This window comes from Haloparvum sedimenti, from assembly GCF_001462205.1.
GTDB classification, from domain to species: Archaea; Halobacteriota; Halobacteria; order Halobacteriales; family Haloferacaceae; genus Haloparvum; species Haloparvum sedimenti.
In genome coordinates this window covers 207671-215510 of the sequence record NZ_LKIR01000127.1, presented here as the reverse complement: position 1 = coordinate 215510, position 7840 = coordinate 207671, and the positions used below count along the sequence as shown (strand labels likewise).

The 7840-nt window shown below is 68.0% G+C and carries 12 protein-coding genes; 5 read left to right on the top strand and 7 right to left on the bottom strand.

Features of this window, described 5'->3' with window-relative positions:
• Positions 1-349: hypothetical protein (locus AN233_RS16870; RefSeq protein WP_141654137.1), on the bottom strand; the 349-nt coding region annotated here is incomplete at its 3' end.
• A gap of 161 nt (positions 350-510) precedes the next feature.
• Between AN233_RS16870 and AN233_RS11175 the strand changes: the two genes are divergently transcribed.
• Positions 511-1296, top strand: coding sequence for a hypothetical protein (locus tag AN233_RS11175; RefSeq protein ID WP_058366850.1), 786 nt, complete (start codon positions 511-513; stop codon positions 1294-1296).
• Positions 1297-1366: 70 nt separating this feature from the next.
• Here the strand turns inward: AN233_RS11175 and AN233_RS11170 are convergent, their stop codons facing one another.
• From AN233_RS11170 to AN233_RS11155, 4 genes are all read right to left on the bottom strand, one after another.
• Positions 1367-2296, bottom strand: coding sequence for a mechanosensitive ion channel family protein (locus AN233_RS11170; protein WP_080508445.1), 930 nt, complete (start codon positions 2294-2296; stop codon positions 1367-1369).
• Entirely contained in the window at positions 2296-2541 is a 246-nt protein-coding gene (locus AN233_RS11165; RefSeq protein ID WP_058366849.1) for a YhbY family RNA-binding protein, read from the bottom strand. The genes AN233_RS11170 and AN233_RS11165 overlap by 1 nt, the downstream gene beginning before the upstream one ends.
• A 101-nt stretch (positions 2542-2642) precedes the next feature.
• Entirely contained in the window at positions 2643-2918 is a 276-nt protein-coding gene (locus tag AN233_RS11160) for a ribonuclease P protein component 4 (protein WP_058366866.1), read from the bottom strand.
• A 138-nt stretch (positions 2919-3056) separates the two neighbouring features.
• Positions 3057-3518 carry a hypothetical protein gene (locus tag AN233_RS11155; RefSeq protein WP_058366848.1) on the bottom strand — a complete coding sequence of 154 codons (462 nt, stop codon included), beginning with the start codon at positions 3516-3518 and terminating at the stop codon, positions 3057-3059.
• Between the two features lie 331 nt (positions 3519-3849).
• Between AN233_RS11155 and AN233_RS11150 the strand changes: the two genes are divergently transcribed.
• Complete coding sequence (locus tag AN233_RS11150) at positions 3850-4149, top strand: DUF3892 domain-containing protein (protein WP_058366847.1); 300 nt, start codon at positions 3850-3852, stop codon at positions 4147-4149.
• A 342-nt stretch (positions 4150-4491) separates the two neighbouring features.
• Here AN233_RS11150 and AN233_RS11145 read toward each other — a convergent pair whose 3' ends face one another.
• Complete coding sequence (locus tag AN233_RS11145) at positions 4492-5469, bottom strand: aldo/keto reductase (RefSeq protein ID WP_058366846.1); 978 nt, start codon at positions 5467-5469, stop codon at positions 4492-4494.
• A 101-nt stretch (positions 5470-5570) separates the two neighbouring features.
• Positions 5571-5768 (bottom strand): hypothetical protein, encoded by a 198-nt coding sequence (locus AN233_RS11140; RefSeq protein ID WP_058366845.1) that lies wholly within the window; start codon positions 5766-5768, stop codon positions 5571-5573.
• A 104-nt stretch (positions 5769-5872) separates the two neighbouring features.
• Here AN233_RS11140 and AN233_RS11135 point away from each other — a divergent pair, with 104 nt between their 5' ends.
• The 3 genes from AN233_RS11135 to AN233_RS11125 form a co-directional block, all read left to right on the top strand.
• Positions 5873-6097, top strand: coding sequence for a zinc ribbon domain-containing protein (locus AN233_RS11135; RefSeq protein ID WP_058366844.1), 225 nt, complete (start codon positions 5873-5875; stop codon positions 6095-6097).
• Positions 6098-6099: 2 nt separating this feature from the next.
• A complete protein-coding gene (locus AN233_RS11130; RefSeq protein WP_058366843.1) occupies positions 6100-6351 on the top strand; it encodes a hypothetical protein in 252 nt (83 codons plus the stop codon).
• A 75-nt stretch (positions 6352-6426) separates the two neighbouring features.
• A partial coding sequence (locus AN233_RS11125) for a cryptochrome/photolyase family protein (protein ID WP_245626057.1) occupies positions 6427-7840 on the top strand: 1414 nt, incomplete at its 3' end.

Genomic DNA, 7840 nt, shown 5'->3' with positions numbered 1-7840 from the left:
AGTCGATTTCTTGAACGAGTTCATATATCTCCGGATCAACTTTGTTAGACCCTGAATCAACACAATAGTCAAAATCAATATAAGAGATATCGACTCCCATAGTTACAAATCCAATTCCATCAATTGCTTCTCTATTCTCCGCGAAAGTGCGTGCTTCATCGTACTGCATCCAAACATCTTTATTTCTGTAATTTTCTGGTTGATATCTGTGGAGATGTTTTCGGTATTGGTTTGGGTTAATTGGTATCGAATCTCCTTTGTGTGACTCAGCCCAACAGATCCAGTTACCGACAGCTTTCATTACTGGTAATAAACTGTCTTCATAGTGGCTTTGCGATACTTTTGTCATGCCAATAAATTTGAATAGTAGTGTATAAGTGTTACCTCTATGATGATATTCCGGTTTTATTACTATTATGTACCAAACGAATATCTCTGAGTAGGATACTCACCACTGCGATCCAACAAGAGCAGACAAAGCACTTGCCGCATCAGTCGTAATCACGAATTATGCGCCGCAGGTCCCTGCTCGCCGCGAGCGGCCTCGCCCTCCTCGGTCCCGGCTGCCTCCGCGACACCGGTCCGTCGCTGGACCCCGCGGCCGGCCCGGCGACCGAAGAGTCGCCCGGATCGCCCTCGTTCTCAGTCACCGAGGCGGGCGTCTTCCCCGGCTACGTCACGGCGGGCGACGACTCCATCGGCACGGTCGACGGCGCCGGACAATACCTCCTCGTCGGCACCGCCTCGACCTCGGAGAGACCGTCCGCGGACGAATTCGCGTTCTCCGTCGACGGCGAGACGTACACGCACGAACCGTCGGACGCGCGGCTCTACTGGCCCGAGGAGCTCGCGGCGACCGAGTCGTTCGGAAAGTGGTTGATCTTCCCGCTCCCCGAGACCGCCGACGCGACGGACGCCCGGCTCTCGTGGCCCGGCGGGGAATGGACGCCGCCCGAGCGCGTGCGGGAACGGCTCACCGAACCCCTACCGGACTTCGAGGTGACGTTCGACGCGCCCGAGCGCGTCGGACCCGACGAGTCGCCGACGCTCTCGCTGTCGGTCCACAACCCCGCGGACGTCGACGGGAACACGGTGCTCGCCCTGAACCGCGTCGGTCCGCAGATCGCGTACGCGCCGGTCCGGGAGATCGTTCTGGAGTGTCCGCCCGGCGAGACGGTCGACCGCGAGTTCGGCGCACACAGCCCACACGAACCGACGGATCCGCGCGAGGTCACCTACCACCTCCACGTCGCAGGGGGCGGGCGAACGAGCCGAACCATCGAGCCCGCCGAGTGAGACGAAGCGCCGGCCCGGCGACGCGCCGTCCCGACGACGCGAGACGGGCGAAAAAACGCAGTCGCGCCCGCTACTGCTCGCCCGAGAAGGCGCCCGGCTCGCTCCACGCGTCGCGGCCGGAGACGGTTCGCTGCGGGAACGGGATGGAGATGCCCTCCTCGTCGAACCGCTGTTTGACCGCCTTCACGTAGTCGGCGCGGGTCTTCACGAAGTCCGCGCGCGAGGGGTTCTCGATCCAGACGCGGGACTGCAGGCCGACGTAGGAGTCGGCCAGCTCGTTGAGCCGGACCGAAGGGGCCGGGTCCCGAAGGATCTCGTCGTGTTTCTCGGCCTCCTCGATGATGATGGTCGTCGCCGCGTCGATGTCGTCGTCGTAGTCGATGCCGAAGACGAACTTCAGCCGGAGCGTGTCCTTCGCGACCGGATTCTTGACCACGCCGCTGGTCAGTTCGTAGTTCGGCACCGTCAGCAGTTCGTTGTCGAACGTGCGGACGCGCGTGACGCGGAAGGAGATGTCCTCGACGATGCCGGAGTTGTCGCCCCACTCGACCCAGTCGCCGATGCGGAACGGCTTGTCCGTGTAGATGAACACGCCCGAGACGAAGTTGCGGATGATGTCCTGCATCGCGAAGCCGATGGCCAGCGTCGCCGCGGCCGCGATCGTCGCCATCGACTGCAGGAAGTTGCCGTAGCCGGCCAGCCCGAACGCGACCGCGATGCCGGCGAAGAGCACGACGACCGTCGCGATCCGGTTGAGCGGCTTGCGCGCGTGCGGCTTCAGCCCCTTTTTGTCGAGCAACCGGTCGACGAGCGGAGAGAGTACCGACTTGTTGAGGACGTAGACGGCCACGAGCACGCCGACAAAGACCAGAAACGCAGCGATAGGCGCCGCGAGGGTCCCGCCGAGATACGGCGTCAGCGCGTCCGCAACCGGCTGCACCTGTGCCGGAACCGCGCCGGTCGCGTCGGCGACCACACCGTCGTCACCACCGATCCCCATCAGTGGAACACCGCCGTGTTGCCACGCGTCTCCACCAGCTCAGCGTCGACACGGTCCGCGAGGTCGGCCGCCAGTTCCTCGGTCGTCGTCCCGCCGCGGGCCGCCCGCAGGAACTTCGCTTTCACCAGTTTTCGGTCGTCCAGCTGGTCCGCCAACTCGTCGACGACTGCCTCGACGCCGCCCTTGCCGACCCAGACGGTCACGTCGAGGTCGTGCGCCTCCTTTCGGAGTTGCTGATCGGTCATACGCGGTCAAGAGGGCGCGGCGCATTGAAGCTTGAGGTACGCGGCCGCGAGCGCCTCGTCGCCCCCATCCGTGGCTCGGCCGCGACGCGGCCCGGTGGGATTCAGAACGGGTACCTGTCGGTCGCGCCGCACTCCAGACACCGCACGACGACGTGTCCGGGCTGCGTGCGGAAGCGTCCCGTAACCCCCGGTCGCAGATACACGTCGCAGTCGTCGCAGGTCTTCCGCGTGAACGCCCGCGGGAGCCCGCAGCGGTTCCGCTCAGCGATGCGGCGGGCGAGGCGAACGTACTCGCGCGAGCGGTCGAACTCGCCGTCGACGACCGCCTCCCGTGCGAGCGACAGGAGCCGCTCGATGCGCTCCTCGGGAATGCCCATACGCGAAGCGCGCGACCGGACGGGAAAGGCGTTGCGAACGCGGGCGTCCCGCCGGACGCTCGCGGCGCTCGGGAGCATCTCGAAAGGTCGGCGTCGGTGATCGACGCCGAGAAAAACGCGTCGCGGACCGCGGCCGCGCTACTGGTCTTCCAGCGCCTGCGCGATGCGCTGCAGCTGCCGGGTCGCGTCGCGGACCTCGTCGCGGAGCTGGCGCACCTCGCGCACGAGCTCCTCGTTGCCGACCGACTCCTCGCCGCCGCGCTCGCCGCGAGCGCCGCCCGGACCGCCGGGACCGCCGCCCATGCCCCCGGGTGCGCCGCCCGGACCGCCGCCGCCACCGCCCATGCCCGGCGGGCCGCCACCGCCGCCCATCATGCCGGACATCATCTGCGCGAACGGGTTGCCGCCGCCCATGCCGCCGGGCCCGCCCTCGCCGCCCATCATCTCCTCGGGACTGGGCTGCTCGCCCTCCTCGCGTTCCTGTTCGCGTCGTTCGCGGATCTCCTCCACGCGCTCGCGGAAGGATTTCTCCTCTCCGTCCTCGCCGTCGGCGGCGTCGCCGGCATCGTCGCCGGACTCGGCCGGTTCGTCGTCTGCCATACCCCCCGGTTGCGTCTCGGGTCCGAAAAGGGTTGGCTTCGACCTTTTTCTGCGTCGGGTTCGCGCGGCGCAAGCGCCGCGCTCACCGCTCCTTGAAAAATGTCGATCAAAAAGCGGCCGCGGTCGGCGCTGCGGGCGCTTCGCGCCCTTGCGCCGCCGCGGTACCACGCCCTCAACACATAACCGCACCGCCACCGCACCGCGACCGCGCCGCGACCGCGACCGCCACAGCACCGCGACCGCGCCGCGACCGCGACCGCCACAGCACCGCGACCGCGACCACCACAGCACCGCCACCGACCTTATCTGTCCCACGGCCGAGATGTCCCGTATGACCGACTTCGACGCGGACTACGTCATCACCCACGTGCGCTACGTCGGCCACCACATCGACGCGGTCCGACGACACCGCCCGACCGACGACGGCCTCGGCGACCCCGTCGAGGTCCCCCGCGACGCGGTCGTGCAGGACCTCGATCTGGGTCTCGACTACATGACCGCCTTCCACGAGAACGGCGACTGGCTCCCCGGCGACCGAGTGATCACGTATCACGCCGACGGCGAGCGGTTCATCCGCACCACCGGCGACGACCACCCCGAGGACAACCTCTCGGGACTGCCCGAGTTCTGAAACTCGACCTTTTTCTGCGTCGGGTTCGCGCGGCGCAAGCGCCGCGCTCACCGCTCTCCCCGAGCTCCGCTCGGGGATCAGCGAGACCCAACGGGTCTCGCAAGCCTTGAAAAATGTCGATCAAAAAGGGGCCGCGGTCGGCGCTGCGGGCGCTGCGCGCCCTCGCGCCGCCGCGGTACCACGACCTCGACAGAAACAGCACCACACCGCGACCGCCCAGCACCGCCGCCGCACCGCCGCCGCACCGCCGCGTACTGCGGCCGCACCACACCGCGACCGCACCGCGACCGCGTGGTGACAGAAAAGGGACGTTCCGGCCGGTGTCCCGTAACCCGACTCCGCCTATTCGTGGCCCGAGACGGGGACCGGCTCGTACGGCTCCTCCAGCCACTCGATATCGGAGTCGGACAGGTCGATGTCGAGCGCTTCAACCGCGTCCTCCAGGTGCTCCACGCTCGTGGTCCCGACGATGGGCGCGTCGACGGTGTCCTTGTGGAACAGCCACGCGAGCGCGATCTGGGCCATCTTCACGCCCTTCTCGGCCGCGAGTTCCTCCACGCGAGCGTTGATCGATCGACCGCCCTTCTCGCGGTAGGGGTGCTCGTACATGTGCTCCTCCGTCTGTCCCCGCAGGGTCGCGTCGATGTCGTCGTCCGGGCGCGCGAGGTAGCCCCGGGCAAGCGGACTCCACGGCATCACGCCGACCCCCTCCTTCTCGCACAGCGGGAGCATCTCGCGCTCCTCCTCGCGGTAGACGAGGTTGTAGTGGTTCTGCATCGTGACGAACCGCTCGAGGCCGAGACGCTCGCTCGCGTGGAGCGCGTCCGCGAATTCGTGAGCCCACATCGAGGAGGCGCCGACGTAGCGCGTCTTCCCGCGTCGCACCGCGTCGTCGAGCGCGCGCAGCGTCTCCTCGACCGGCGTGTCGTGGTCGTACCGGTGGATCTGGTAGAGGTCCACCGTGTCCATCCCCAGTCGTTCGAGGGAGTTGTCCAACTCCTGGTCGATGGCCTTCCGGGAGAGGCCGCCGGAGTTGGGGTTCCCCTCGTCCATCTGGAAGTAGCCCTTCGTGGCGACCACGAACTCGTCGCGGTCGTAGCCGGCGAGCGCCTCGCCGAGCACGCGCTCGCTCTCGCCGTCCGAGTACATGTTGGCGGTGTCGAAGAAGTTCACGCCGAGCTCGACCGCGCGCTCGACGAGCTCTTTCCCCTCCTCCTCGCCGAGGACCCACTCGCGCCAGTCCGGGTCGCCGAAGCTCATGCAGCCGAGACAGATCCGCGAGACCTCCATCCCGGTAGACCCGAGGGTGGTGTACTCCATGGTACGCGGTCGGCCGCGGGGACCAAAAATCGGTGGGCCGGCGGGGCGGTTGCCGGTGGTCGGCGGCGCCGTGCGCGCGAGCGTCGGCGGCGCACTCCGCGCTACTCGTTCTTGAACGACGCCGTGTAGACCATGAACGCGCCCGTGACGAGCACGAACGAGAGGAAGGTGACGAGCGCGAGGACCGTGGCGACCGGCTCCAGCGGGACGAGGAACTGTTCGCCGGTCGTGTCGAGCACGAGCACCGCCAGCAGGGCCGACACGAGCGCGAGCAGCCAGTTCGTGATGATGCTGTCCATACCGGCCCGTCGCCGTCCCGCGTGAAAAAGGTGCGCGGCCGCCGGGCGGAGGAGGCTCGTCCCGCCGACACGGTTTAGTGGGTCGCCCGCGCAGTCGCGTCCGTATGCCCTCCACCGAACACGCGCACGGCGACGGCGGCTGTCCCAAGTGCGGCCACGACGAGGCCGAGGTCGGCTCCATCTCGACGACCGGCAGCGGCCTCAGCAAGATGTTCGACATCCAGACGAACAAGTTCCGCGTGGTGTCGTGTACCAGCTGCGGCTACTCGGAGCTGTACCGCGACTCGGCTTCCGCCGGGAGCACCATCGCGGACGTGTTCTTCGGCTGACCGTGGCCGACGGCGCGTTCCTCTTCGCGGTCCTGCTCGCGCTCGTCGCGCCCCTCGTCCTGTACGCGCTGGTGCGCGACGAACACGAACGCGACCGGGAGACGGTCGACGGCTGGGACGAGGCCGAGCGGGCGGCGCGCAAGGACGAAGACGCCGCCACCAGCGTCGACACCGACGCCGCGCGTCGGGACCCCGACGCCGGCGCCGAAACCGACGACGGAGTCGAGAAGAACGGCTGGGGTCGCCGGGACTGAGCCCTGAACGCGGGAGGCGAGCCGCGAGGTCCGGCCCGCCACCGCGTATTTGTCGGTGGCGCCCGCAGCGAGCGTATGACGCTGCTGCTGCTCGGCGACCAGCTTTCACACGACCTCGCGGCGCTCGAGGAGGCCGAGGACGTGCTCATGATCGAGTCGCGCGCGTTCGCGGCGCGCAAGCGCTACCACGCGCACAAACTCACCCTCGTCTTCTCCGCGATGCGGCACTTCCGGGACGAACTCCGCGAGCGCGGCCGCGCGGTGACGTACCTCCAGGTCGAGGACTTCGCCGAGGGGTTCGACCGGTTCGCGGCCGAGCGCGAGGACCCGCTCCTCCGGGTGATGCGGCCAGCGAGTCACGGCGCGGGCGAGCGCCTGCGGGAACTGGCCGCCGAGCGCGGCATCGATCTCGAACTGCTCCCCAACGAACTGTTCGTCACGACGCCCGACGACTGGCGCGCGTGGGCCGGCGCGGACGCCGACGACCCCGACGCGACGTTCCGACAGGAGGACTGGTACAGACACGTCCGCCGCGAGACGGGCGTGCTGATGGAGGAGGACGCCGACGCCGCGGACGGGGACTCGGAGCCGCGGCCCGCGGGCGGCGCGTGGAACTTCGACGAGGAGAACCGCGAGACGCCACCGGACGACTGGACGCCGCCCGAGCGGGCGACGTTCGAGCCGGACGACCTCACGCGCGAGGTCCACGACTGGGTGACGGGGACGTTCGACACGTGGGGCGCGTCGTCGCTCGAGGACTTCGCGTGGCCGGTCACGGCCGCGGAGGCGGAGGCGGCGCTGGACCGGTTCGTCGCCGAGCGCCTGTCCGCGTTCGGCGACTATCAGGACGCGATGGTGGAGGGGGAGCCGTGGCTCGCCCACTCGCTTTTGTCGCCCGCGATCAACCTCGGCCTCCTCGATCCGATGCGGGCCGTCCGCGCCGCGGAGGACGCCTACGAGCGCGGCGAGGCGCCGATAAACGCGGTCGAGGGGTTCGTCCGCCAGCTCCTCGGCTGGCGGGAGTTCGTGCGCCACGTCTACCGGGCCGCGATGCCGGAGCTGGCGGACGCGAACCGGCTCGATAACCACCGGGACCTCCCGCCCGCGTTCTGGGACGGCGAGACGGAGATGACGTGTCTCTCGGAGGCGGTCGAGCACGTCCGCGCGTTCGGCTACGCGCACCACATCGAGCGCCTGATGGTGCTGTCGAACTTCGCGCTGCTGTACGGCGCCGACCCGCACGAACTCAACGAGTGGTTCCACCTCGGCTTCGTCGACGCGTATCACTGGGTGACGACGCCGAACGTCGTCGCGATGGGGTCGTTCGCGACCGACGCCCTCTCCTCGAAGCCGTACGCCTCCTCGGGGAACTACGTGAACGAGATGAGCGACTACTGCGCCTCGTGTCCCTACGCCGTCTCGCGGACGACCGGCGAGGGCGCCTGTCCGTTCAACGCGCTCTACTGGGACTTCCTGAAGGAGAACGAGG